This is a genomic window from Oribacterium sp. NK2B42 (assembly GCF_000424445.1).
Taxonomy (GTDB): Bacteria; Bacillota; Clostridia; order Lachnospirales; family Lachnospiraceae; genus Oribacterium.
Window position 1 is genome coordinate 1 of record NZ_AUJX01000049.1, and the last position, 23,966, is coordinate 23,966.

Below are 23,966 nucleotides of genomic sequence, written 5' to 3' on the forward strand. Positions count from 1 at the left end.
GATGATGTTTGATAAACACGCAAATCTGAAATATAAATTTGGAAACAGACACTTTTGGTCAGAAGGTTACTATGTGTCAACAGTAGGACTTAACGAAGCAACAATCAAAAAATATATCCAAGATCAAGAGAAACACGATATAGCAATGGATAAGCTAAGTGTTAAGGAATACGAAGACCCCTTTAAAGGGTAGCTGGTAGTACAAACACCGCTTTAGCGGTAGCGACGAGTCAAACGCATAGTGGCTTGAGCAAAGTGAAAGCCAGCGCCTTGAGACGCCGGCTGAGTAATCAGAGGCTTATAGCCTCAGAGCAAACCACCCGTTTGACGGGTGGTTGTGATTGTCCGGGAAACGGCTTTTAAATGGTACTTTTGAGTGAAAAACCGTTATCTATGCAAATATGATACAATTTGACATTCTGAATTTATCAAAAGAGCAGCCAACCTTTTTACTACGCCGGCTGCTCTTTTTACTTATCTCTGTAATGAGAACCACACTGTATTATTTTTACAGTATTATCCTCGATTTTATATACTATTCGGTTTTTCTCATCAATATGACGGCTCCAATATCCGGCCAAATCTCCTGTTAGAGGTTCCGGATGACCTAAACCTTTATAGCCGTTTCTATCAATATCTTTCAGGAGCTTTTTTATTTGACGTAAAGTTTTTTTATCTTGTTCCGTCCAATATTCAAAATCCTCCCATGCATCATCGGTCCATGATTTATTCATCTAAGTTCACCTCATGGACAGTTCCACCGGTTCTGTTCATTTCTTCAGCATTTCTGCGTAAACGTTCCATATTTGAATCGCTATAAAAAGGATCTGCGGTTATTTCAAAGGGTATTCTCTGTTCTCTGATTACCTTTTTCATGAACATATTTACCGCAACAGAAACATTCATTCCTGTTTCGGAACAAAAATTTTCAAATTTCTTTTTGTCTTCGCTATCTACTCGAATACTTAATGTTGCTTGTGCCATTTTAATAATCCTCCTTTTGATTGATTATAACATTATAATAGTACATTATCAATACATTGTATGAATAAAGGAATACAAATTAGCGTTCTTGAAAAAATATGGAAAACATAGATTGGCCTATTGGCTGAAAATGTTTTCCTGATTGATGCATTATCATAATTATGATAAACTTATGATAATCTAAAGTTACAATTTCAGGAGGAATGTATGGTTAATATAAGACCTGTTTCTGATCTTAGAAATAAATTCACAGATATAGAGAATGTCGTAAAAGATGGCGAACCTGTTTTTTTAACCAAGAACGGCTATGGTTCTATGGTGGTTATGAGCATTGAGACATATTCAAAGTTGACAAAAAATGTTGAACAAGCTTTGTCAGAAGCTGATGAGTATGCAGCCACAAATCCTGAGAGATTAACTCATGATGAAGTGTTTGGGAGATTAAGGAGACAAATAAATGGGTGAGATTACATACTCCCTAAGCTATCTTCCAATGTTCTTTAATGATCTGGAAGATCACGTTCGGTACATTTCAGATGTTCTTCAAAACAAAACCGCTGCAAATGATCTTTTGGATGCCGTGGAGGCTGTGATTTTAAAAAGAATTCCAGATGCAGAATCATTTGAACCTTATCATTCGATAAGAGAACATCTTTATCCCTATTATCGAATTTATGTTAAAAACTATACTATTTATTATGTGGTCATCCCGGATGTTGAGGAAAATAAAAGAATCATGGAGGTTCGTCGTATCCTTCATAATCTTCAGAATAGAGATGACTATTTGTAGTTGATTCAATAATAGCTATCCAGGCTCTGTATGATAGAGCAGAAGACAAGTAAGCAGAGAGAGTTTACGGTTCCTCTTGTGATTCAGCAGTATATTGAGAATTATTGTCTGCGGAATGGCATAAATAAAAATGAACTGCTCTTTCCAATTTCAGAAAGGGCAGTTCAGAAACAGCTTTCGATTGTCTGTGATGCTCTTGGATACGAAGGCATCGGAACTCACAGTTTCCGCAAGTGGTATGCAACGGAGATTTATACTCAGAACGGTTACGACATTACGCTAGTACAGCGGCTGCTGCAACACAGCTCCGCCGCAATCACTCAGCGATATATCGGTATCGAACCACAGCGGATAGAGCAGGCAATACAGAACAACGCACAGTTATTATAAAAGGCAGAGGATTTGGATCCTCTGCCTTTTTATTTCTACTCTACTCTGTATAAAAAAGACTCTGTTTCATCATTTGAGTTCTTAAGCTGAACTACCAATTCAAATGGATCTGTTAAATTCTCTGGTTCAAAGCCGACAACACCAACCACCTTTATTTCATATGATGAATTTGCATCTAATAGTTTATTTGTTGTGTCATTTGTCGTAAATTCGCCGCCATTAACCGCAATTGGAGACCATTGCAACGTAAGATCATACTGTCCGTCCTTGTTATTTAAATCATAGCCTCTTACAAGTGCATAATTGTCATCTTGATTAACACTAAATGAATAAATGTTTTTATCTGTATTTAATGTGTTTCTGTCTGTGTTCTTGATTGTGAAATCCAAACAAGCAAGTACTCTTCCCTTGCTAGAAGTAAAGAATGTATTTCCTCCATTCCCATCAGGCGGGAGAAGTGCTGTATCTGGGTTTACTGTTGTACGTTTACCGTCAGTACTTGTTTGCGGGCTAATCGCGCTATACCCTAAAACCGCTTTATTCAGTGTGAATTCTATAATATCTGTAGATACAGACTCACCGATTGTTTTTGTAATTGCTTTTTTCACATCATCTATTACATCTTCAGAATAAAAAATCGTAGTACCAGAAAATGTAGTTGTTTTTCCATCGGCCTTTCCTGTTTTATGAGCTTTCAATGCAGTATTATCTTCATGGATAACATCAAAATCTCTTTCCAGTGTTCCATTTTGTGTGTCATACCTTAATGATAATAAATCTCCTTCCAAATCCCAAGTTCCCTTATTCTCTCCATAAGTTAATGTATTGTCTGTATTAAAAACAAGTTTTGATCCTTGATACAAGGCATACTGCCAATTGTTTACGGCATCCTTTGTCACTCCGAGTTTTCCGGAAAGCTCATCCATGGTCTTATCCTTAGTGATATTATTTATTTTTCCATAGTTAACCATGCAGGATTTAAATGCACTGTTGTTGAAGCGATAGGGAATGCCATCCACCATGAATATCCGATTCTTTTTGCTTTTCATTTTTATCACTCCTCGTTTTTGTTATCTCGTCCGGACAATTGCATAGTATCATGCGTCTGATTCCATGTATAGTGAGAGAAAATAAATTAACATTTCTACAAAAACTACAAAATCAAACCCTATCACTCTGAGTGTACGGAAATGTCTTTGAAATGGTACTCTTACACCTTGTTGACACTTGAAACGTAACAGGTTACACTAAAATCATGATTAAATCGTTTGCACATAAGGGACTCAAAGAGTTTTACGAAACAGGTTCCAAAAAAGGAATACAGGCTGAACATGCCCAAAAACTGGGAAGAATGCTTGATAGGCTTGATGCAAGTACTTCCGCGCAAGATATGAACTTGCCGGGATATAGACTTCATTCATTAAAAGGTGATAAACAGGATATGTGGTCTGTGACAGTGAATGGTAACTGGAGAATTACCTTTTATTTCGAAGGTAATGATGCATATCTTGTAGATTATTTAGATTACCACTAGGGAAGGAGGAAATGGAAATGAAGAGGAGACCAACCCATCCGGGAACAATACTTTTGGAAGATGTGATAAAACCATTAAATCTGTCTATTACAAGCGCAGCTAAGATGCTTGGAGTTACCAGAAAGACACTATCAGAATTAGTAAATGAGAAAACAGCACTAAGCCCAGAGATGGCAATCAGAATAGGCATAGCTACAAATACATCTCCGGAAAGCTGGCTTAACATGCAGCAAAAACTCACATTGTGGGAAGCCGAGCAGCATTCACCTGATAACGTGATTCCATTCCCCGGAATTGATGATGAAGAACCGGTATCTTTGCAAATGTAATGCGATTTTACATTATGCATTATCAGAAGCATATAAAATATGATCAGAAACCATAGGAGATTAATATGTCTTGCGATGTAAAACCCGGCGGAATGAAAAGGTACCTTGCCGGAGACATTATATTTAAGGAAAAGGAAATTCATCCATACATGTACAAGGTGCTGAAAGGCAGTGTGGCCCTGTACGTAAATCACGAGAAAGAACATGAGAATGTTTTGGGAATCCTCGAGGAAAACAGATTCTTCGGAGAGATTTCGATGCTTACGGGGCGGCCGCAGGTTTATACGGCGGTTGCATTAAACGACGTTCTTCTCATGAGGGTAAGCGAGGAGCAGCTGGAGTCCTTCCTCAGCGAGAACCGTGGCAACACCCTGGGAATTATGAAAAGCATGGCAAAGATCATAGTCACCCAGAGTCTGGACATTTCCATGCTCATGGAGGATCTGAATGAGATACTTAAGGATCTGCCGGATGATAATGCTCTGGACCCGAAGGTTGTGACGAGACTGAAACAATACCAGCTGAAATATGTAGAAAAAACCTACAACCCGGAAGATTCGTTCTTTTCTGCGGAAGTATAAGCAATGAGACAGAATTCCACCGGTATTACCACCGGGGACGGAAGAATCATTTTTTATAGCGGATATATAAACAAATTGTATATTTTTTAACAAAGTTAGCGTCGGAGTCATTGACGCTAACTTTTATTTGGTATAAACTACAAAAAAATCTAATAAAAAAGAGGTAAGGTTATCATGACAGATAAGAAACCAGTAGTACTTCTGATCCTTGATGGTTATGGCATCAATAAAAATCCGGAGGGTAATGCCATCGCCATGGCCCAGACTCCGGTTATGGATAAACTTATGGCAGAGTGCCCATTCGTTGAAGGACAGGCATCAGGACTTTTCGTAGGTCTTCCTGACGGACAGATGGGAAACTCAGAGGTAGGACATATGAATATGGGTGCAGGACGCATCATATATCAGGATCTTACACGTATAACAAAGTCCATCAATGACGGTGATTTCTTCACAAATCCCGCACTTATGAATGCAATCGAGAATTGCAAGAAGAACGATTCCGCTCTCAACATGTTCGGACTTGTTTCCGACGGCGGCGTTCACTCACACATCGAGCACATCTTCGGGATCCTGGAGCTTGCAAAAAGAAACGGCTTAAAGAAGGTTTATCTCTATGCTTTCCTTGACGGTCGTGACACACCGCCAGATTCAGGAAAGAGTTTCCTTCAGCAGGTTGAGGACAAGATGGCAGAGCTTGGTGTCGGCGAGATCGCTATGATTTCCGGTCGTTACTATGCTATGGACCGTGACAAGAACTATGACCGTGTTGAGAAGGCATACGATGCAATGACAAAGGGCGTAGGCGATAAGGCAGCATCAGTCACAGAAGCTATCGACAAGTCCTACGAAGCAAAGGTTCTTGATGAGTTCGTTGTTCCCTGCGTTATCGAGAAGGATGGAAAGCCTGTTCACGTAATCACAGACGGCGATTCCTGCATCTTCTACAACTTCCGTCCGGATCGTGCCCGCGAAATGACACACTGCTTCTGCGATACGGATTTTGATTTCTTTGCAAGAGGCAAGCGCCTGGATACAAAGTTCGTATGCTTCACAGATTATGACCCGACAATTCCTAACAAGGAGATAGCATTCCCGAAGCAGTCCATCGCAAAGACTCTCGGAGAGTACGCTTCATCCCTCGGACTTAAGCAGCTTCGTATTGCGGAGACCGAGAAGTATGCCCACGTAACCTTCTTCTTCAATGGCGGTGTTGAGGAGCCTAACGAAGGCGAGGATCGTATACTGGTTCCTTCACCAAAGGATGTTCCTACCTATGACCTCAAGCCTCAGATGTCATGCCCTGAGGTATGCGACAAGCTTTGCGACGCTATCAGATCAGGCAAGTACGATATGATCATCGCTAACTTTGCTAACCCTGACATGGTGGGACATACAGGTGTTATCCCTGCGGCAGTCAAGGCCATCGAGGTTGTTGATGAGGCTGTAGGTAAGGTAGTAGATGCAATTAAGGATGCAAACGGTCAGATGGTCATCTGTGCAGATCATGGTAATGCTGACATGATGATCAACTACGAGACAGGCGAGCCATGGACAGCTCACACAACAAATCCTGTTCCATTCATCCTTGTTAATGCTGATCCGACCTGGAAGCTTCGCGAGGGCGGCGCACTTTGCGACCTTGCTCCTACTCTCCTTGAGATGATGGAGATCCCTCAGCCGGAAGAGATGTCAGGTAAGTCACTTATCGTAAAGTGATGTGACAGGGCTAATGTTTAGGCCTTTAAATCCCGTCATATAGCAAAGTCTTTGACAGTTTTTAAAAAAGATAGTACAATGGCTCGGCGCGATTGTACTATCTTTTTTTCGCGATATGATATGTGACTTCTGATGCAAATCGGGCTGAGCATTTCCCTGCCTGATACGCTGAGATTTATTGATGTTTAGATAGAGGTGTTATTAATGAGAATTGGAGTTTCTACAGATTCCGGAAGCGGCATCACGCAGGAAGAAAGCAGACGGCTCGGAGTTCGTGTTGTTCCCATGCCATTCCGTATAGATGATCAGGAATTTTTCGAAGACATAAACATTACAAGAGAAGTATTTTTTGAAAAGCTTCAGAATGACTGCGATATATCAACATCACAGCCAAGCATGGACGAAGTAATGAAGGTTTGGGATGAGCTTCTTGAAACCTGCGATCAGGTAGTGCATATTCCGCTTACTTCAGGACTTTCGGGTTCAACCCAGACAGCAATGATGCTTAGCCACGAAGACAAGTACGAGGGGAAGGTATTTGTTCCTGACGACAAGGGGGTTTCCGTCACCCAGAGACAGTATTGCATATTTGCGACTGAGCTTGCCGCAAAGGGTTATGACGGACAGCAGATCTGTGACATTATCAACCGTGAATCTTCAAGTAATCAGATCTATATAGGAGTTGATACTCTCAAATATCTTAAGAAGGGCGGACGTATCACTCCTGTGGCGGCTGCCATCGGAACCCTTCTTCATATAAAGCCTGTATTGGGGATCACAAACGGCGGAAAGCTTGATTCCTTCACCAAGGTGAGAACCACCAAGCTGGTCAGGGAAGCCATCATCAAGGGACTTAAAAATGAGCTTGAGGGCCGTCTCAAGGATAAGGATATGAACAACTGCTACGTTTGTGTTGCCTATACAGACAACCCTGAGCAGGCAGAAGCATTTGCAGAGGAGCTGAAGGCAGAATTCCCGGACAGACTGAATCCGGAGATTATTGTAGAACCTCTGTCACTTCTTATCAGCTGCCACATAGGCCAGAACGGACTTGGCGGAGCGGTCATAGAAAGACCGAAAGAGCTTAGGTGATACCATAACAGACGGAAGTATTCGGCACAGTACAGCAACATGAGCGGTATGGAGCCGGAGGGCATACATTTATAGCCGGGTCGCTTCGGCTATTAATGTATGCCCTCCGGCTCCATCTTTCTTATGCACGACTTATATATTTGCCGAGAAAAAGGATTCCTCCGGGTTGTAGGTTTTCTCTACGTACCTGAGTTGGTACTGCTTCAGCCTCATGACAACCTTTGGATCCATGGTTTTTTCATCGGGAAGATCCTTCAGTATTTCGTTGATATCCTCCATGAGCATGGAAATGTTCAGGTTCTGGGTGACTATGATCCTTGCCATGCTCTTCAGGATGCCCAGGGTGTTGCCCCGGTTTTCGCTGAGGAAGGATTCAAGCTGTTCCTCGTTCACTCTCATAAGAAGAACGTCATTCAATGCTACCGCCGTATAAACCTGCGGTCTTCCCGTAAGCATTGAGATCTCTCCGAAAAATCTGTTTTCTTCAAGAATTCCCAAAACATTTTCGTGCTCCTTCTCATAATTGACGTACAAGGCCACGCTACCCTTAAGTACCTTGTACATATAGGGATGCAATTCTTTTTCATTAAATATAATGTCTCCGGCCTGGAATCTTATCATCCTGCCGGGTTTCATGTCCTTTTCCATATCAGACTCCATTTTTTATTACAGAATTTGGATTTACGGTTTCCTCGGTTCCGTCAGCGTACTGCAGCTTTATGCCTACTATGGCGTAGGTGGAAACCGTCTTGCTTAGCCAGAGGTGATCCAGCAGCACGAAATTGTTGAAGGTTTTTGCATTATCGCTGACAGTGACTGATGAGGTTTTGTGAACATTACCGTCCTCTCCCAGGATGTATTTTCCGAGAGAGTAGGGGTCGTCCGGATAGAAGGGACCTGTCGCAGTCCGGTCCACGGTGGAGTTTCCGGTTATTTTACAGGTGGTAACATTGTGCCTTGCATCATAAGGGGTCACGGTGAAAACTATACTATTGATGATTTTTCCGGAGGAGTTTATGAAGTAGATGTTTGGAGAAATGCCTCCGTCCTTGGTCATGTGAGCCTTCATGTACTGGATCTCAATGGGCTGAGTCGGGGTGTAGGAGCTGCCCTGATAGTTTTCTATCCATTTGCCGTCGGCGCCAACATAGTAGCCGTCCAGTGTCCAAGTGGCTGTCAGCATCTTACCGCTGTAATCCACGTACTTGTCATCTATCCATTTATCGGTTGCCAGATGACCTTTCTGATCGAAATAGTACCAGTTGCTATCTATAAGTGTCCATCCTGCAGCCCTGTAGCCATCATCTTTTAAATAATACTGATATCCGCTGTCATAGTACCATTCACTGGTCAGGGGTTTCTTTTTCTTATCCCAAAGCTTCCAGCCAAGGGCATCCTGATGCCACTCAAGGGCATAAGCCGAAAAGGAAGACATTATCAAAATAAATGCTGCGAATAATCCTATAACTCTTTTATGCATTTCATCCCCCAAACCTGAATTTAAGCATTAGATTACTACGATAAAGATCCGTTGATAAAAATGTTTAGTCTATTACGGATAAACATTCGTTACTTAATAAATCGCTACATGTTATATCGGCTTAAAATCTGCAATATATTGGAACAATCTAAAAAAAAGATAAAACTGTAATATAAAAGTATTAAAATCCCCGGTAATTCGATATAATAATGAAAGTATAACTATATGTGATATATGCTAAAATCATGGATATCGATGCATTCAGGTTCACTGTACCATCCCCATGGACAGGAAAGCCCGTCAAAATCGCATATTTATGTTTTAGCTGTATAAGAATAGTCAAAGGCTATCATCTAAATCTAGGAGGATCTATTATGTCAGAAAAGTTAACCAGGCGAGATTTCATCAAGGGAATGGGTGCAACTGCAGTGATCGCAGGTCTTGGTTCCCTTACAGCTTGTACAAGCGGCGGAGGAACACCGGAAGCGACAACTGCTGCCGCTACAACTGCTGCTGCAACTGAGGCTGCTACAACAGCCGCTGCGGCTCCCGCAGGTGGAGCTATCTATACACCGGGTACTTATACAGCAGGTGCAGACGGAATCAGCTCGAAGGTTACGGTTACTATGACTTTTGATGAGTCATCCATCACGGAAGTAAAGATCAATGCAGACGGTGAGACACCTTCAATCGGCGGCGCAGCTGTTCCTGATCTTGAGAAGGCTCTTATGGATGCTCAGGCAGCTGAGTTTGATGCTGTATCAGGTGCAACCATAACATCCGATGCTGTAAAGAAGGCAGCCGCTAACTGTATCGCACAGGCAAAGGGCGAGGCAGTTGCAGCCACAGGAGATCTCATCCCTACAGGTTCTGATGAGGACTGGCTTGGTGAGGAGCCTATAGTTGATGATGCTGACGTAAAGGAGACTATCGATACAGATATCCTTATCGTAGGTGCCGGTAATGCAGGTATGATGGCAGCAGCCTATGCAGCTTCCAAGGGACTTAACTTCCGCGTTATCGAGCAGAATGCAGTAGTTCAGGATACACGTCACTGGTACGGAGCTATCAACAGTTCCGCAGCTATCGCAGCCGGTTCACATGTAGACAAGAAGAAACTCCTTTCCGAGATCAGCCGTTATGCATCAGGAAAGTGCGACCAGAGAGTAGTTAAGCTATGGCTTGATGAGTCAGCTGCAATGCATGATTTCGTATCAGGCATCCTTGAGAATGAGCCCTACAACTGGAAGTGCGAATTCACATCAGGTGAAGAAGCCCGTTGGCCGGACAGCGATGAGAATACAACCTTCGTATTCCCTGAGCAGGAGCACAACTACAGAGCTTCCGAGTCTGAGTACGGAATGCAGAGAAACGAGGTATTCCTCGAGGTCATCCAGAAGGCAGGTTATGATGTAGACTTCAAGACTGCCCTCGTCAAGCTTGAGAAGGATGATACAGGAAGAGTAACAGGTGTTATCGCACAGAACGTAGATTCAGGCGATCTTATCCGTTACAATGCAAAGAACGGAGTTCTCCTTGCCTGCGGCGGATATCCCGGCAACCCGTATATGATGGAGCAGCTTGATCCCCTTGGAACTTCTGTTACAACAGCATGTTCCTTCAGCCCTGCTGACAAGGGTTACGGAATCCGTGCGGCAGTTTGGGCAGGTGCTCATCTTGATGCTGAGTCAGCTCCCATGCTCTTTGACCGTGGTCTCGTAGCTCCGGGCGTTGATTCCGGCTATGTTGAGAGCGAGTCTTCCTTCGGCGGAAAGGCATTCCCGGGAACTGTAAGACAGTATAACCCCGGCACACAGCCATTCCTTAAGGTTAACCGTCATGGTCAGCGTTTCGCTAATGAGTCAAGCCCGTACAACGATATCGTTTATGCGGCAGCTCATCAGCCGGGTCATGTATATGCCCAGATCATGGATGCTAACTACATGGAGGATATCAAGAGATTCCATACTATAGGATGTTCGGCACAGTCAAGAAACATCCCGGGTTATGTAGACAAGCAGCTTGAGCAGTACGGCGAAGAAGGCGAAGGTCTGATCTTCAAGGCTGACACAATCGAGGAGCTTGCTGACAAGCTTGGTTTCAAGGATGAGGACAAGGCTAACTTCCTAGCAACAGTTGAGCGTTACAATGAGCTCTATGACAAGCAGGAGGATGAGGATTTCGGTAAGATGAAGGTTCGTCTCTCTGAGCTCAGAACAGCTCCGTTCTATGGCTGCTGGCTCGGTGCATCTCTCCTTACAACAGAGCAGGGTATCTCTATCAACGATAAGACACAGGCTCTTGATGATGAGAACAATGTAATTCCGGGTCTCTACATCGGCGGCGATATGTCGGGTTCATTCTTCGCAAACAACTATCCATGTCTCATGGCAGGTATCGCTTGCGGACGTACACTTACATTTGCTATTAAGTCCATTAAGGAAATGGCAGGAATTGAAGAGTAATTCCATTCCATATATTAGAGAAGGAGGGCGAACAGCCCTCCTTCATTTTCGCTCCTTCATTTTCTCAAAAAATCATTTTTTTAGCTCTTGACACAAATGGGGCTTTTATATATGATAGTTGAGCGTGTTTTCAAACTGTCCGTGTCCGGTACTTGAAAAACGCACATGTAAGATATCGATATCAGGTGAAAGGAGATATTTCCAAATGGCAAATATTAAGTCAGCAAAGAAGAGAATTCTTGTTGCAGCTACAAGATATGAGCGTAACAAGGCTATCCGTTCAGAAGTTAAGACATACATCAAGAGAGTATACGCAGCAGTTGAGGCCGGTGATAAGGCTAAGGCTCAGGATGCTCTTAAGATGGCTCAGAAGAAGATTGCTATGGCTCACAGCAAGGGCATCTACAAGTCAAACAACGCTTCAAGAAAGGTTGCTAAGCTTTACAAGGCTGTAGATTCTATGAACTAATCTGCGCGAAAGGCGCACAGAAATCTTTGATCAGGATTTCTGTTTTCAAGTCGTTCTTGAAAAATTACTTTGTAAGTAACGTTACTCACGAAGACCCGCGGTTAACCCACCGCGGGTTTTTTTGTGCATTTTTTGACCGGTTTTTGTCCAAGCTGAAAATCACGATGTAAGAAATAATGCACATCAGTGGCTATCAAAAGTGATTGCTTTTTGTTAAAATGGAACATAAATAAAGAATTAAGGTTCACAAACGGAGGCAGAAACCATGATCGTGATCAAAGAAGGAAACGAAACTGAAGCATTCGCGGATATAAGGGATTTCACTGAAAAGTATGCAACGGAAAAGGGGCTTGGCAAACGTGAGAAAATGCATATGGATCTTGTAGCGGAAGAAATGCTGGAAATAACAAAAATAGCCGGAAATGTAGATGACGGAAGTCTCAATATCGATGGAAATGAGCATTCGTGCACCCTTACCATGGAGCTTTCTCCCGGAACCATCAGAGATATTTCCTTTGAGAATATATCCGGAGTATCACAGAAGTTAAAGGTACTCTTGGGAACAAGCTTTGAAACACTGGAAATGAATGAAAAGGTAGCGGAAGATATAGGTGTTCGCCGGGCAGATAAAGCAATACTTCAAGAATTGGACTGTGATGATGTAAAGGATGCATTTTTATGGACTCTTGACAGTTATAATCTGGCTTCCTTTAACAGGTATATCGATGGAGATGAAGAAGACTGGGTGGCATTATCGGCTTCTCTTTTGTCAGCTCTGACCAAAGATGTAAGGGTGATCATCTTAAGGGAATGTATCCTTTTTTCAGTTGTTCTTGATTTTGACAGTAAGGACAGCGAAAAGAAGGAGAGTTATGGAATAAGCCCTGAATTTGCATCGCTTTCCAAGATTCCCGTAGCTAAGACCAGGTTCCAGGTCAAGCTTGTGGAGCTTATGTACGGAGGACTTCCAAAGAAAGTTACAGCTCCGCTTGGCATGCGTCTTGACCGATTGAATATCCCTGCCCCCACTGCGTCGAAGGGTCAGCTTGAGACGCTTGCATATATACCTTTTGCTGTCAAGGATAAAAAGGATGCTCCTGTAATACTGTTCCTGCATGGAGGTGCCTTCCTTTTCCCTGCCCTTCCTTACCATTACCAGCTTGCGGAAACGCTTGCAAGAAATACGGGCTGCAAAGTGATGCTGCCCATGTATGATCTGTCACCCTATCGTCAGCCTCCGGTTCAGATAAAAGAAATATTTGAGGTTTATACAGAGCTCCAGAACAATTCCGGCAAATACGGTATAGACCCTGCGAAGATATTTGTCATTGGGGATTCGGCAGGAGGGAACCTTGCAGCGGCTATCACCCTGCTTGCAAGGGACAGGGGACTTATCATGCCGAAGGGGAGCCTTCTCCTTTACCCTTCCCTTGACATGAGATTTAAGACTGAGTCCATGAATGAGTTTTCAGATGTTCCCATCATCAACAGCGAGGCTATCAATGCCTATAGAAAGATAGTTCAATCAGACAGGGAGGAGGGACTTAAGTACTACTACTCTCCTTCGGAAGCAGAGTCCCTTTCGGGTCTTTGCCCTATGTATGTGGAGACTGCTGAATTTGATCCTCTGCATGACGAGGGTGTGGATTTTGCAAAAAGGCTCAAGGCTGAGGGCAATGACGTGACATTGAACAAAACCCGCGGCACGGTACATGCTTTTGATATGGCAAAGGGAAGCAGTATACAGAGAGCAGCTGTTGAGGAAAGAGTGAAATTTATAAAACGACTCCTGGGCTGAGATATGGATATAATGGGATATAATGCTGACAATCCGTTTAATTCAGGTTTCTGCGGTGCATTGCCGCAGAAACCGTTTTTTAAAGAGACATGTGATGAAAAGGCCGCAAAACAAGATGATAAAACAGGTGCTGATATCCGCCCTTTTTCTGACAGTGTTTTTTCTGTCGGGCTGCGGGAACAGTCAGAGGGAGAAAGAGATAAGGACTCTTTCACAGAAATACAGTGTGTCGGAGGAAAGGCAGCTTACGGTTTACACTTCTCACAAGGAAGAGGTTTACATGCCTGTGATCACGGAATTTGAAAATGCTACCGGAATCTGGGTAAATATAGTCGCCGGAGGAACTTCGGAAATGTTCGACAGGATTGAGTCCGGTGAGGCCGGTGACTGTGACATAATGTTTGGTGGAGGAGCAGAATACTACGAGGCAAAAAAGGACTTGTTCACTTCCTACAGGGTTACTGAAAAAGACATGCTTGACAGCCAATACCTCTCTCAGGAGGATTTATGGACACCCTTTACGGAGCTGCCCATCGTGTTCATTTACAATCCCAAGCTTGTGGCAAAGAGAGATGCCCCCGGAAACTGGAAGGAGCTTTTTCAGGAACGCTGGAAAGGGCAGATAGCATTTGCAGATATGGAGGTTTCCGGAACAAGCTACACTATAGTATCTCTTATGGCTCAGCTTTTTGATGAATCTCCTGAGGATATAGTTTCCAAATTATATGAGCAGCTTGACGGTAAGGTGCTTGATTCATCCGGTCTTGTGATACCCAGTGTGGAGTCAGGCAGATGCATGGTGGGGATAACATTGGAGGAAACAGCAAGAAAATATATGGCAAACGGCTATGATATAGCCATGATATATCCGGACGAAGGTACAACAGCCCTTCCGGATGCCTGCGCCATAGTAAAGAATGCACCCCATAGCTTCAATGCCGGGAAATTCCTGGACTTTATTGTGGATTATGATACTCAGAGATATGCCATGGAGCATTTTCACAGAAGACCCGTGAGAACGGACGTGGAGTTATATAAGGATTATGAAGAAGTGAAGCTTTTGGACTTTGATATCAAGAAATCGGCTTCGGAGGAAGCGACCGCTATGGACGCATGGAGAGCCCTTAGGGCATCGGATAAAGATGAGTGAAGAGATAAAAGCATATTCGATAAACGGAATACCTTTAGAATGTGTCACCATCAGCTTTCCTTCGATCGTCCGGATCAAAAAGGGCACTAAAAGATAGGAAGTCTTAAATGATTATCACAGAGGAAGGATGCTATATGGGACTAGGATTTATAAAACAGTCTTTTAAGCGGCAGATTTTTGCCGCTTTTCTTTCTGTGCTTCTGCTTCTTGTGATTCCCGGAGGGGTGCTTACCATACAGACCTTCCAGTCCAGAGTTAGAATGGATTATGAAAATCGTGACCTTGAGCAGCAGACATATGTTTCAGGCAGGATAAGCAGGATGCTGGAGCTTTCAAGATTCGCCATGGAGAGTCTTAGCCGGAGCCGGGTGATAAAGGAGGCTCTCGGAACCGGAAGCGGCAACACCATAGACGTTTATTCTGAGCTCTATCGGGGAACTGAAGACATAAGAAATTTTGCTGTCATAGAGCTCTACAGGGGAAACAAATGCCGTTACAGCACCGGAACAGTGACGGGAGGTCTGCCGGATTCCGATTACTACCGGATCCTGAAGGAAGCAGAGACGGGAAAGGAAGTGGCGGTATATGCATTAAACTCATGGGAAGAGGATGCGGGATCAGCACTCCTCATGGTTAAACAGATACCGGATGCTCCTGAGCCCTGCCTTATAGTCATCAGGCTTTCACAGGAACAGATCAGGGAACAGATCAGGGACGGGATCAATGCCCGCGACGGATTTATCCTTGCAAACAGATATCTGAGACCCTTATGTCTCATGGGCACGGCCGAGGATGGACGGGTTCTTTCCAAGGTCAGGGAAAACCTTCTCTCATCAATGGATTATAATTCTGATATCAGGGATAATGTCTATCTCAGTGAGCTTCCCGGCACTGAGCTCCTGTGCCTGTATATAACACCCCCTGTGCTTGAAGAAAGTGCCGTCAGAGCAGGCTACCGGGTACTTTTGCTGCTTGTGGTGCTTGGCATGATCATGTGTTTTATCGCGGCCTCAAAACTCAGTGACTTTTTCTCCAGACCCATTAATGAGCTTTACCGTGCCATGAAGAGGTTTAGGAAAGGTGACTTTGATACGAAGATAGAGCTTAGCCGGGAGGATGAGTTCCAGCAGCTTGCTGTGGGTTTCAATAAAATGACAAGTCAGCTTAAAGAAACCATGGAGGAAGAGGTCAGGGCCGAACGGAAGGTTACTGAAACCAGGATCGCCATGATGCAGGCACAGCTGAACCCGCACTTTTTGTACAATACTCTGGATACCATAAAGTGGGCGGCAAAGGCAAATCAGGTGTCGGAGGTGGCAACATTGGCCGCATCCCTTGCGGGGATCCTCAGGTACAGTATCTCCGGGAAACAGTTCTCCTCCCTTGAGAAGGAGCTTGAAATGGTGAAAAGATATTGCGATATTCAGAGAATAAGGTTTGATGACTGTTTTACTCTGGATGTTGAGGTCAGTGAGGAGCTGCTTCATGCTACTGTCCCTAAGCTGATACTTCAGCCGCTTGTGGAAAATTCCATAATTCACGGGATGGAAGGACTTAAGGATGGAAGGGTACAGGTTAATGCTTCCGTAGAGGAGACTGGCGGGAACGGACTTTTACCGGATGATCCATACATTGTAAATACTGATACTGAAATTTCCGGAGGAGAGATTTCAGACGAAAAGGCCGGGAATAAGAATCTGCGGATAAATATCGAGGATAACGGCAAAGGTATTTCCGACGAATACATTAAAGCTCTGGAAACAGATGATGAGGAGACTCTGAAGGGTCATCTGGGATTAAACAATGTCAATACCATCCTCCGTATGTATTATGGCAAGGAATACGGAGTCAGAGCTTCAAGGAGAGAAGAAGGGGGAACGCTTATTACAGTGGTGGTTCCTCTGGAATTTGGGGAAACAGATAAGGGTTAAATAGGAAAAGTCAGAAAGAGCGATTTATGATCAAAGTAATGATAGTAGATGATGAACGTTTTGTGAGACGGGGAATCATTCAGGAAACCGATTGGGAGCTTATAGGATGTGAGGTTGTGGCGGAGGCTGCAAATGGTGCGGAAGCACTTAAAAAAGCCGGGGAGGTAAGACCTGAGCTGGTAATATCTGACATCAGGATGCCGGAAATGGACGGCCTGGAGCTGGGGGAAAAGTTGATGGAGCTTTATCCTGAAATAAAGCTTATCTACCTTACTGCTTACAGCGACTTTGAATATGCAAGAAAGGCACTCCGGGTAGGTGCTTCGGATTATCTTTTGAAGCCTTTTGAGGATGGGGAGCTGGAGGGCACCATACAGAGGCTTATTCATTTTGAGGCTTTGAAAGAACAGGAAAAGGAACCTGATATACTGGGGCTTAAGGATAAGTCTGAGGTGGGCAACAAATATGTGCTTGAGGCCATAGAGTATATAGAGAAGCATTATAATGATCCGGAGTTTACATTGGCAGCCCTTGCCGAAAGCATCAGTGTAAGTGACGGGCATATCAGCAGGCTGTTCAAAGCGGAGACCGAGTGCAGTATAAATAACTATCTCACAAAGTACCGCATCAAAAAGGCCATGGAGCTTCTTAAGGATGTGAAGATCAAGGTGTATGAGGTGGCGGATCTTGTGGGATATCAGGACATCGCCTATTTTTCCAATACCTTCAAGAAGCTGGTGGGAAAGACTCCTTCGGAATACCAGATGCATGGAATGGACTGAGGAACAGGGTGACTTTTCCACCGGGGACGGTTCTCGCCGGCGAGAACCGTCCCCGGTGGATACAATCAGACTATTCAATCGCTTCACCCGGAAAGCTTCTCAAGCATGAGAACTTCCCAGGATGGAGCGATTTTTTTCTTGGTAACCGAACCGGATAGAGTACCATGGCGGATTGTGAGGTTTGCCTGATTGTTCCGGAGGCGATGGTTGTGCAAAATGTAATAATGAATTTACAAATGACATCATTTTCATTGTGAAAATGATGTCATTTTTTTACAAGATTTATCAGAGTAGACATATTTTGATGTGCGATTCGCACAACTATAATATGTTACATAGAGTTGCAAATGTGCAAAGAGCATAAGAATCATGCACGTAACGTAATTGAAGGAGGCAAAAAGTGAGAAAGATTTTATCAACAATTCTGACAGTATCCATACTGGCTACAACACTGGCAGGCTGTGGCGGCGGATCAACAACACAGGCTACAACTGCAGCGGCACCGGCTGAGACAAAGGCGGCCGCAGAGACACAGGCTCCTGCAGCAGGTGGCACAGAAGAGAAGAAGACAGAGAACCTTACAGGCATCGATGCCATCATCGCAGAGGCTGAGACAATGTCTCTTGAAGAGCTGGCAAAGAAGGCTATCGAAGAGTCAAACGGAAAGACCTTCTATGGTGTAGGAAACTCCAGCCGTGGTAAGTCAGCACTTCCTGTATTTATCGAGTATTTAAAGACTATCGATCCATCTTACAACATGGAGTTCGAGTGGCAGCAGCCAAAGAACAACAAGATCTTTGAGCAGCTCACTTCCGACTCACTGAAGAGTGAAGGAACATTCGCAATGACACTTATCCAGGACGGTAACCAGATCCAGTCCAAGATGGTAGACACAGATATCCTTAAGACCTTCGTTCCGCTTGACTGGGCAAAGGCAAACGGAACAACTCCTGATGACTACACAGGATTCCTTCCGCTCCAGACACTTAACAAGGTATTCATGTACAACTGCACGGGATCTGCAGAGTTCAAGAACTGCTGGGATTTCGTATACGAGGGATCACATCCGTTATTCATGGGTGTTGACTCTGAAATCGTCGGAAAGAACTTCCTTATGATGCTCACAGAAGACAAGTATGCTGACTGGCTTAAGGCAGCTTATGACAAGCTTGATGATACCAAGAAGGCATATTTCGAGCCGACAATCCAGTCTGTTCAGGCAGATGCTGCTGACCTCGGTCTCGGCGCAAACGGTGCATACGCACTTGCATGGATCAAGCTCTGGGTAGGCAACTACAACGAGCAGACAGATGACGGACCAATATGCAACACACTTGTTGATGCATCAGCTAAGGATCAGTCAGGTCTTCTGGTTTATTCAAAGCTTCGTTCAGTTGAGGAGTCTGCAACAGTTTCTGTAAACAACATCAAGGTTGCAGCTTATGAAGACGGTTACACAGGTATCGGCGGATACGGCTACTGCCATTATCTCTTCCTTACAAAGAACAGCCCGCTTCCATGGACAGCATGCGCATTTATCGCTTATATGACATGTACAGAAGAAGGCTTCGATGCATGGGGCAAGGATATGGGCGGATACTCAGCTAACCCTGAAGTATCAAAGGCAGTTGAAGAGAAGTATCACCATTCAACAGGCGGCGGTGATGAGTTCCCTGCAAAGAATGACCGTGGCTATGACTGGTGGACAGGCGAAGGCCAGGGCGAGCTTGTTCTTGAGGATCCTGCATACTGCTCAGAGGTATCATTCTCAGTAGGAAGCTGGATCGACGTACTTGATCGTTATACACCGGGACAGTAAATCGCTTGGCGGGCAGGCACAGGTATCCGGACATGAATTATGTCAGCTCAGGCTGACCCGGATCCGGTGCTCCCGGGCGATAATTTAATCAAGGATGTCGCTGCCAAAAGCGGCATCCTATTTTAAAGGGAAAAATCAGATTTCTGTTAAAAAAATGAAGTGTCAGACCCTCGCTGATATTATTTCAGATGGGCTGGCGAAAGAAAGTAAAAGTTTAGACGGTGGACCATGGGGACGGAGTTAGTGGCCCATTTTGTCTAAAAATGGACCACTAACTCCGTCCCCATGGTTCACCGTCTGAACTGTTACGAAGGAAATAATGAGAGGGAAAGACAATGGAAAAAAGCATTCAACCTGATAAAGGAGCGATATTCAGGAATTCGCTGAAGACATGGTTCTCACAGCCCCAGAATATAATATTGCTCTTATTCGGAATAGTACTTACATTCAGTACAGTGGCACCCATAGTTGCCATCGTGGAGGACACCTTCAAGATACACCCCGGTACCATCGATCAGCATCTGACCGGAAGAGTTTCGGGATACACCATAGTGAACTACATCGATCTGTTCACTTCCAGACTGGCTAAGACAAATCTCTGGTTACCGCTTTTAAACACCGTGATCCTGTCGGTATGCACCTGTTTCATATCGATACTTTTCGGAGGTTTGTTCGCATTCTTAGTCACAAGAACAAACATGAAGTTCAAGAAGTATCTGAGTTCCATCTTCATCTTCCCATACATCATGCCTCAGTGGACACTGGCGGTTGTATGGCAGCACATGTTTTACAGCAACAAGATCACAGGAACATCAGACGGACTTATCGCCGCGATATTCCATACCTATTTCCCACACTGGTGGTGTCAGGGAGTGTTCCCCAGTGCCATGGTTCTGGGACTTCATTATGCCCCATTTGCCTACATTCTAATCGGCGGAATCTTCAAGAACATGGACGCAAACCTTGAGGAAGCAGCTACGATCCTTGATACTCCGAAGTGGAAGATCATGTTCAAGGTAACGCTGCCAATGATCAAGCCGGCAATACTTTCAACCATCCTTCTGGTTTTCGGAAGCGCCATGGGAAGTTATCCTGTTCCTCATTACCTCAACCTTACAACACTTTCAACAAAGTACATCTCACTGAATAGTAAGTACACAGGTGAAGCAAGTATCCTTGCCATCATCATGATGGTATTCGGCGTACTGATCCTGGGTATGAACCAGATGAGTTTGAAGAGCCGTAAGAACTATACAACAGTAACAGGAAAGTCAGGACAGCTTACGAAGATCTCAATCGGCAATGCCGGAAAATACATTGTGGGAATCATCTTCATTCTGATCACTTTCTTCACAAGTATCTGGCCTATCATCCTCTTCGCTCTGGAGACATTCCTTCCGAACCCGGGAGACTACAGTTTCCTCTATACAGGAAATATGGCGCATCTCACTACCAAATGGTGGATGACAAATGAAAACATTACCGAGAACGGAATGTATGGTCAGTCCGGAATTCTATACAATAAGACAATCTGGCATGCATTCTTCGGAACCCTGTTCCTTGCAGTGGTATGTGCCCTTATCGCAGGTACCATCGGAACCCTTATAGGTTATGCGGTTGCCAAGAACAGAAGAAGCAAGTGGGCAAACTACGTTAACAATGTAGCATTCCTGCCATACCTCATGCCATCAATTGCAGTTGGTGCAGCATTCTTCATCCTGTTCTCAAACGAGCACATCAACCTGTTCAATACTTACACACTGCTCATCATCGCAGGTGTTGTTAAGTACATACCGTTCGCGTCGAGAAGCTCGCTGAACTCCATGCTTCAGATAAGTAATGAGCTGGAAGAGGCGGCCATCATTCAGAACACACCATGGATCAAGAGAATGACGAGGATCATCATTCCTATCCAGAAATCATCAATCATCAGCGGATACATGCTTCCGTTTATGACATGTCTCCGTGAATTGTCACTGTTCCTGCTGCTTTGTACACAGGGCTTCATCCTGTCAACAACACTTGACTACTTTGATGAAATGGGACTTTACGCATTTTCAAGTGCCATCAACCTTATTTTGATAGTGACGATTTTGGTATTCAATACATTGGTAAATAAGCTGACAGGAGCAAGTCTTGACAGTGGAATCGGAGGAAAGTAATCATGCCTGAGATTAAGTTGGAAAATATCACAAAGAGATGGGGAAAGTTTTTCGGTGTAGATAATGTAAGCCTGAACATCCCTGACAATTCATTCATAACACTTCTGGGACCCTCAGGTTGCGGAAAGACCACTATCCTTAGAATGATAGCCGGACTTGAGACACCAACTGAAGGAAGGATCACCATCGGAGATACAGTTGTATTTGATTCTGATGCCGGTATCAATGTACCGCCAAATAAACGTAAGGTTGGTTTCCTGTTCCAGAACTATGCACTGTGGCCCAACATGACGGTTTATGAGAATATCTCATTCGGACTTAAGAACATTAACGAAGAGATGCCGGATGTAGACATTGAGGCAAAGCAGACAGGAGATATGATCAGATCTCTTCAGAACGGAAACAAGGTAAAGGAAATCGTATCTGAATGCTTCGACAAAAACGGAAAGCTGGATGAGAAGAAGGCTCTGGTTAAGCTTATTGATGCATTTTCACTTTCCATCTTTACTGCGAAAGAGCTGTTTGATCTCAAGATCCATGAGGCGAATGAGCCTAATGCTGCAGCTCAGGGGAAGCTTGCGGATTATGAGAAAAAACTCGAAGATATCAGGAAGAAATATGCCGGCGAAGGCAAAGAGCTTAACGATAGATTTGAGATAACCCAGGGCGGCAAGGTTCTGGAGACCAAGAGAAAGCTCACCAAGGAAGAGATTGATTCCAGAGTCAGAGCATGCTCAAGAATCGTTAAGATCGGTATGTTCATGGACAGATATCCTGCAGAGCTTTCCGGTGGTCAGCAGCAGAGAGTTGCCATCGCAAGAACTCTTGCTCCGAGACCTCAGGTGCTTTTCATGGATGAGCCTCTTTCAAACCTTGATGCTAAGCTCCGTCTCGAAATGAGATATGAGCTCCAGAGACTTCATGTAGAGACCGGCAGCACCTTCGTATATGTAACCCATGATCAGATGGAGGCCATGACTCTGGCTACCAGAATCTGTCTTGTAAACAATGGTGTTCTTCAGCAGTATGCGGCACCTCTTGAGGTTTACAACAAGCCTGCCAATCTCTTTGTAGCAGATTTCGTAGGTAATCCTTCCATGAACTTTGTGGATGCAAAGGGTAATCAGAAGCCGGACGGAAGCTTTGAGGTTAGTATCCTTGACGGAATCAAGGCAGAATTTGTTCCTGAAGAAAAGATGGATATCGTCGAGTGGAGAAGCAAGAGGGATCAGGCAGACCGTGAAAAGGAAGAGCTTGAAAGAGAGAGACTGAGCCGTAAGGGTGCGGTTGAAAAGAGCAACAAGGATGAGGTTTTCAAGTATCACGTCCAGAAGGTTACAGAACAGGACGACAGCCTTCTCGATGAGCCTGTGATCACAGACGAAGATTACGTTATCGGTATCAGACCTGAAGCTATAGACATCGAAGAGGATGGCAGCATCGAAGCTACAGTTTACGGTGCCATGCCCACAGGTATGGAATCTACCCTCAAGCTTAAGATCGGTGATTTCCTTCTCACATGTGTTATCTTCGGCGGCATGATCTACCAGATCGGCCAGAAGGAGAGAATCGAAATCACAGGAAAGAACATACTTCTTTTCGACAGAAGATCCGGAAGACTCATCGCTAATGGAAGTCTCAGGATAAAAGGATAATATATTATTTTTTGTAAAGAAGCAGCCTCGGGGATTGCCCCCGAGGCTGCTTAAATGGAACTATTAATGGTGTCAACTTGCTTCTGATCTTGCAGGAGCAGCATCTTCATAGAAATCATCCTGATCAGAAATGAATTCAAGTATATCTGATGTTAAAGCGTTTGGGTTTTCATTCATGAAGTCTTCTACGGCTTTAAGACGTGATTCCTTCTTTTTAACATATGTCAGCACTGCAACTATAAAACTGTAATAAGAATCTTCTACATTGTTTAAACGAATTGCAAATTCTTCCATTTTTTTCCTCCTTAATCACCATCATATACCCTTTGATAAATATTGTAGTCATTGAATCCGTGATTCTCAAACCAATAGGTATATGGTCTGCCATCAATGCCAAACGATATATGCGCCGCAATACGTTTTTTGCAGTACTGCGCATAATAGATTTGATTGATTTCAGAACATATCTTACGATATTCTTTTGGATCAAGCCAAAAGCCGGGTCTTGAATGAAACAGTCTTAATCCCCCAGCTGAGCTGGGGGAGCAATAAAAGCGGAAGCGATAAACGGAGTAACATAAACTAAAACCTCCGATGTACAATAAGTGCAGGTCTAGCAAACCACACTAATTGAAACGGAGGATTAGGTCCAATGGACAATCAAAGTTTATCACATAGCAAGTATAATTGCACATATCATATCGTGTTCATTCCGAAATACAGACGTAAAGTAATGTATGGAAAACTACAAGCGGAGGTAGGACAGCTATTAGGAAAAGTGTGCAAGATGGAAGGCGTAACAATAATTAAGGCGGCTACAATGACAGATCATGTAC

General features: G+C 44.0%; 25 protein-coding genes. 19 read left to right on the forward strand and 6 right to left on the reverse strand.

The window, feature by feature from the left end; all coding sequences use genetic code 11:
* Nucleotides 1-193, forward strand: a 193-nt coding sequence (locus G625_RS0111955) for an IS200/IS605 family transposase (RefSeq protein WP_029201303.1), incomplete at its 5' end; no start/stop codon positions are given.
* Between the two features lie 277 nt (nt 194-470).
* Here the strand turns inward: G625_RS0111955 and G625_RS0111960 are convergent.
* Nucleotides 471-734, reverse strand: a complete 264-nt coding sequence (locus G625_RS0111960) for a Txe/YoeB family addiction module toxin (protein ID WP_029201304.1) — start codon at nt 732-734, stop codon at nt 471-473.
* Nucleotides 727-984: a type II toxin-antitoxin system RelB/DinJ family antitoxin gene (locus G625_RS0111965; RefSeq protein WP_029201305.1), complete on the reverse strand. Its 258-nt coding sequence runs from the start codon at nt 982-984 to the stop codon at nt 727-729. The genes G625_RS0111960 and G625_RS0111965 overlap by 8 nt, the downstream gene beginning before the upstream one ends.
* Nucleotides 985-1,191: 207 nt before the next feature.
* On the opposite strand from G625_RS0111965, the gene G625_RS0111970 reads away from it, so the two are divergent.
* From G625_RS0111970 to G625_RS19715, 3 genes are read left to right on the forward strand one after another with little or no spacing between them, the layout of a single operon-like run.
* On the forward strand, nt 1,192-1,449 hold the full coding sequence (locus tag G625_RS0111970) for a type II toxin-antitoxin system prevent-host-death family antitoxin (RefSeq protein WP_029201306.1): 258 nt from the start codon (nt 1,192-1,194) through the stop codon (nt 1,447-1,449).
* Nucleotides 1,442-1,774: a type II toxin-antitoxin system RelE/ParE family toxin gene (locus tag G625_RS0111975; protein ID WP_029201307.1), complete on the forward strand. Its 333-nt coding sequence runs from the start codon at nt 1,442-1,444 to the stop codon at nt 1,772-1,774. Before G625_RS0111970 ends, G625_RS0111975 begins: the two co-directional genes overlap by 8 nt.
* Nucleotides 1,775-1,804: 30 nt before the next feature.
* On the forward strand, nt 1,805-2,164 hold the full coding sequence (locus G625_RS19715; protein WP_084152881.1) for a tyrosine-type recombinase/integrase: 360 nt from the start codon (nt 1,805-1,807) through the stop codon (nt 2,162-2,164).
* Nucleotides 2,165-2,199: 35 nt separating this feature from the next.
* Here G625_RS19715 and G625_RS0111985 read toward each other — a convergent pair whose 3' ends face one another.
* Nucleotides 2,200-3,213: a hypothetical protein gene (locus tag G625_RS0111985; protein WP_029201308.1), complete on the reverse strand. Its 1,014-nt coding sequence runs from the start codon at nt 3,211-3,213 to the stop codon at nt 2,200-2,202.
* 206 nt (nt 3,214-3,419) lie between these two features.
* Here G625_RS0111985 and G625_RS0111990 point away from each other — a divergent pair, with 206 nt between their 5' ends.
* From G625_RS0111990 to G625_RS0112015, 5 genes are all read left to right on the forward strand, one after another.
* Entirely contained in the window at nt 3,420-3,698 is a 279-nt protein-coding gene (locus tag G625_RS0111990) for a type II toxin-antitoxin system RelE/ParE family toxin (RefSeq protein WP_029201309.1), read from the forward strand.
* 11 nt (nt 3,699-3,709) lie between these two features.
* Nucleotides 3,710-4,027 carry a HigA family addiction module antitoxin gene (locus G625_RS0111995; RefSeq protein WP_044932539.1) on the forward strand — a complete coding sequence of 106 codons (318 nt, stop codon included), beginning with the start codon at nt 3,710-3,712 and terminating at the stop codon, nt 4,025-4,027.
* Between the two features lie 65 nt (nt 4,028-4,092).
* Nucleotides 4,093-4,608, forward strand: a complete 516-nt coding sequence (locus tag G625_RS0112000; protein WP_029201311.1) for a cyclic nucleotide-binding domain-containing protein — start codon at nt 4,093-4,095, stop codon at nt 4,606-4,608.
* Between the two features lie 174 nt (nt 4,609-4,782).
* A complete protein-coding gene (gene gpmI, locus G625_RS0112010) occupies nt 4,783-6,327 on the forward strand; it encodes a 2,3-bisphosphoglycerate-independent phosphoglycerate mutase (RefSeq protein ID WP_029201312.1) in 1,545 nt (514 codons plus the stop codon).
* 204 nt (nt 6,328-6,531) lie between these two features.
* Nucleotides 6,532-7,419, forward strand: coding sequence for a DegV family protein (locus G625_RS0112015; RefSeq protein WP_029201313.1), 888 nt, complete (start codon nt 6,532-6,534; stop codon nt 7,417-7,419).
* A gap of 132 nt (nt 7,420-7,551) precedes the next feature.
* Here the strand turns inward: G625_RS0112015 and G625_RS0112020 are convergent, their stop codons facing one another.
* A complete protein-coding gene (locus G625_RS0112020; RefSeq protein ID WP_044932541.1) occupies nt 7,552-8,067 on the reverse strand; it encodes a Crp/Fnr family transcriptional regulator in 516 nt (171 codons plus the stop codon).
* Between the two features lies 1 nt (nt 8,068).
* Entirely contained in the window at nt 8,069-8,899 is an 831-nt protein-coding gene (locus tag G625_RS21385; protein WP_029201315.1) for a hypothetical protein, read from the reverse strand.
* A 374-nt stretch (nt 8,900-9,273) separates the two neighbouring features.
* On the opposite strand from G625_RS21385, the gene G625_RS0112030 reads away from it, so the two are divergent.
* The 9 genes from G625_RS0112030 to G625_RS0112070 all read left to right on the forward strand — a co-directional run bounded on the left by G625_RS0112030 (nt 9,274) and on the right by G625_RS0112070 (nt 23,130).
* Nucleotides 9,274-11,364 carry an FAD-binding protein gene (locus G625_RS0112030; protein WP_044932543.1) on the forward strand — a complete coding sequence of 697 codons (2,091 nt, stop codon included), beginning with the start codon at nt 9,274-9,276 and terminating at the stop codon, nt 11,362-11,364.
* Nucleotides 11,365-11,569: 205 nt separating this feature from the next.
* Nucleotides 11,570-11,833 (forward strand): 30S ribosomal protein S20, encoded by a 264-nt coding sequence (gene rpsT / locus G625_RS0112035; RefSeq protein WP_029201317.1) that lies wholly within the window; start codon nt 11,570-11,572, stop codon nt 11,831-11,833.
* Between the two features lie 265 nt (nt 11,834-12,098).
* On the forward strand, nt 12,099-13,631 hold the full coding sequence (locus G625_RS21390) for an alpha/beta hydrolase (protein ID WP_049895876.1): 1,533 nt from the start codon (nt 12,099-12,101) through the stop codon (nt 13,629-13,631).
* Between the two features lie 94 nt (nt 13,632-13,725).
* Entirely contained in the window at nt 13,726-14,781 is a 1,056-nt protein-coding gene (locus tag G625_RS0112045) for an extracellular solute-binding protein (protein ID WP_029201318.1), read from the forward strand.
* A 107-nt stretch (nt 14,782-14,888) separates the two neighbouring features.
* Nucleotides 14,889-16,712 carry a sensor histidine kinase gene (locus G625_RS0112050; protein ID WP_029201319.1) on the forward strand — a complete coding sequence of 608 codons (1,824 nt, stop codon included), beginning with the start codon at nt 14,889-14,891 and terminating at the stop codon, nt 16,710-16,712.
* A 26-nt stretch (nt 16,713-16,738) separates the two neighbouring features.
* Nucleotides 16,739-17,494: a response regulator transcription factor gene (locus tag G625_RS0112055; protein ID WP_029201320.1), complete on the forward strand. Its 756-nt coding sequence runs from the start codon at nt 16,739-16,741 to the stop codon at nt 17,492-17,494.
* A 400-nt stretch (nt 17,495-17,894) separates the two neighbouring features.
* On the forward strand, nt 17,895-19,313 hold the full coding sequence (locus tag G625_RS0112060) for a hypothetical protein (protein WP_029201321.1): 1,419 nt from the start codon (nt 17,895-17,897) through the stop codon (nt 19,311-19,313).
* A 335-nt stretch (nt 19,314-19,648) separates the two neighbouring features.
* Nucleotides 19,649-21,475, forward strand: a complete 1,827-nt coding sequence (locus G625_RS0112065; protein ID WP_029201322.1) for an ABC transporter permease — start codon at nt 19,649-19,651, stop codon at nt 21,473-21,475.
* A gap of 2 nt (nt 21,476-21,477) precedes the next feature.
* On the forward strand, nt 21,478-23,130 hold the full coding sequence (locus G625_RS0112070) for an ABC transporter ATP-binding protein (RefSeq protein WP_029201323.1): 1,653 nt from the start codon (nt 21,478-21,480) through the stop codon (nt 23,128-23,130).
* A gap of 72 nt (nt 23,131-23,202) precedes the next feature.
* Here G625_RS0112070 and G625_RS0112075 read toward each other — a convergent pair whose 3' ends face one another.
* Nucleotides 23,203-23,424 carry a hypothetical protein gene (locus G625_RS0112075; RefSeq protein WP_029201324.1) on the reverse strand — a complete coding sequence of 74 codons (222 nt, stop codon included), beginning with the start codon at nt 23,422-23,424 and terminating at the stop codon, nt 23,203-23,205.
* A gap of 358 nt (nt 23,425-23,782) precedes the next feature.
* On the opposite strand from G625_RS0112075, the gene tnpA reads away from it, so the two are divergent.
* A partial coding sequence (gene tnpA / locus G625_RS0112080) for an IS200/IS605 family transposase (protein WP_029201325.1) occupies nt 23,783-23,966 on the forward strand: 184 nt, incomplete at its 3' end.

Bases quoted from the DNA above. Each gene is read 5' to 3' on its own strand.
- G625_RS0111960 (WP_029201304.1), bottom strand. From the start codon at position 734: ATGAATAAATCATGGACCGATGATGCATGGGAGGATTTTGAATATTGG.
- G625_RS0111965 (WP_029201305.1), bottom strand. From the start codon at position 984: ATGGCACAAGCAACATTAAGTATTCGAGTAGATAGCGAAGACAAAAAG.
- G625_RS0111970 (WP_029201306.1), top strand. From the start codon at position 1,192: ATGGTTAATATAAGACCTGTTTCTGATCTTAGAAATAAATTCACAGAT.
- G625_RS0111975 (WP_029201307.1), top strand. From the start codon at position 1,442: ATGGGTGAGATTACATACTCCCTAAGCTATCTTCCAATGTTCTTTAAT.
- G625_RS19715 (WP_084152881.1), top strand. From the start codon at position 1,805: ATGATAGAGCAGAAGACAAGTAAGCAGAGAGAGTTTACGGTTCCTCTT.
- G625_RS0111985 (WP_029201308.1), bottom strand. From the start codon at position 3,213: ATGAAAAGCAAAAAGAATCGGATATTCATGGTGGATGGCATTCCCTAT.
- G625_RS0111990 (WP_029201309.1), top strand. From the start codon at position 3,420: ATGATTAAATCGTTTGCACATAAGGGACTCAAAGAGTTTTACGAAACA.
- G625_RS0111995 (WP_044932539.1), top strand. From the start codon at position 3,710: ATGGAAATGAAGAGGAGACCAACCCATCCGGGAACAATACTTTTGGAA.
- G625_RS0112000 (WP_029201311.1), top strand. From the start codon at position 4,093: ATGTCTTGCGATGTAAAACCCGGCGGAATGAAAAGGTACCTTGCCGGA.
- gpmI (WP_029201312.1), top strand. From the start codon at position 4,783: ATGACAGATAAGAAACCAGTAGTACTTCTGATCCTTGATGGTTATGGC.
- G625_RS0112015 (WP_029201313.1), top strand. From the start codon at position 6,532: ATGAGAATTGGAGTTTCTACAGATTCCGGAAGCGGCATCACGCAGGAA.
- G625_RS0112020 (WP_044932541.1), bottom strand. From the start codon at position 8,067: ATGGAAAAGGACATGAAACCCGGCAGGATGATAAGATTCCAGGCCGGA.
- G625_RS21385 (WP_029201315.1), bottom strand. From the start codon at position 8,899: ATGCATAAAAGAGTTATAGGATTATTCGCAGCATTTATTTTGATAATG.
- G625_RS0112030 (WP_044932543.1), top strand. From the start codon at position 9,274: ATGTCAGAAAAGTTAACCAGGCGAGATTTCATCAAGGGAATGGGTGCA.
- rpsT (WP_029201317.1), top strand. From the start codon at position 11,570: ATGGCAAATATTAAGTCAGCAAAGAAGAGAATTCTTGTTGCAGCTACA.
- G625_RS21390 (WP_049895876.1), top strand. From the start codon at position 12,099: ATGATCGTGATCAAAGAAGGAAACGAAACTGAAGCATTCGCGGATATA.
- G625_RS0112045 (WP_029201318.1), top strand. From the start codon at position 13,726: ATGAAAAGGCCGCAAAACAAGATGATAAAACAGGTGCTGATATCCGCC.
- G625_RS0112050 (WP_029201319.1), top strand. From the start codon at position 14,889: ATGATTATCACAGAGGAAGGATGCTATATGGGACTAGGATTTATAAAA.
- G625_RS0112055 (WP_029201320.1), top strand. From the start codon at position 16,739: ATGATCAAAGTAATGATAGTAGATGATGAACGTTTTGTGAGACGGGGA.
- G625_RS0112065 (WP_029201322.1), top strand. From the start codon at position 19,649: ATGGAAAAAAGCATTCAACCTGATAAAGGAGCGATATTCAGGAATTCG.
- G625_RS0112070 (WP_029201323.1), top strand. From the start codon at position 21,478: ATGCCTGAGATTAAGTTGGAAAATATCACAAAGAGATGGGGAAAGTTT.
- G625_RS0112075 (WP_029201324.1), bottom strand. From the start codon at position 23,424: ATGGAAGAATTTGCAATTCGTTTAAACAATGTAGAAGATTCTTATTAC.